Genomic DNA, 822 nt, shown 5'->3' on the forward strand with positions numbered 1-822 from the left:
TACCGACCGGCACATCGAGCGCACCCGAACTTGCGCCGGCAGCGATGGTGATGGTTTTGCCACTGTCCAAAGTCACGGTGACCGGACCGTTCTGTGCGGTGACGGGTTTGCCGTCGGCACCGGTCAAAGTGGCGGTGTAGGTGATGGTGCTGTTTTCGTTCACGGTTGGTGTCGCGGTCAGCGTCACGGTGGTGGTGTCGTCGACATCGCTGACGATAGTGCTGACCGGAGCGGTGTTTGGTGCGATAGCTTCGAGGTTGCCACCGGATGCATCTTTGATCGATTCGGTGATCGTCGTTGGGCCTTGGTAGACGTCATTACCGACCGGCACATCAAGCGCACCCGAACTTGCACCGGCAGCGATGGTGATCGTTTTACCGCTGTCGAGCGTGACGGTCACTGGACCATTTTGCGCCGTGACGGGTTTTCCGTCGGCACCAGTCAGGGTCGCGGTGTAGGTAATGGTGCCGTTTTCGTTCACGGTCGGTGTGGCGGTCAATGTCACGGTGGTGGTGTCATCGACATCGCTGACGATGGTGTTGACCGGAGCGGTGTTCGGCGCAATGGCTTCGAGGTTGCCACCAGTGGCGGTACTGATGCTTTCAGTGATGGTGGTCGGGCCTTGGTAAACGTCGTTGCCGACGGTTACGTCGAGCACGCCCGAGCTTGCGCCGGCTGCGATGGTAATGGTTTTGCCACTGTCCAAAGTCACGGTGACCGGACCGTTCTGTGCGGTGACGGGTTTGCCGTCAGCACCGGTCAAAGTAGCGGTGTAGGTGATCGTGCCGTTTTCGTTCACGGTTGGTGTGGCGGTCAACGTCA

The 822-nt window shown here is 59.6% G+C and carries 1 protein-coding gene; it reads right to left on the reverse strand.

Annotated features, from left to right (window positions below):
• Window positions 1–822 (reverse strand): immunoglobulin-like domain-containing protein (locus tag HU806_RS26200; protein WP_186615800.1); only part of this gene is annotated, 822 nt, incomplete at both ends.

It is taken from the genome of Pseudomonas sp. SWRI154, from assembly GCF_014268645.1.
In the GTDB taxonomy this organism is placed as follows: Bacteria; Pseudomonadota; Gammaproteobacteria; order Pseudomonadales; family Pseudomonadaceae; genus Aquipseudomonas; species Aquipseudomonas marvdashtae.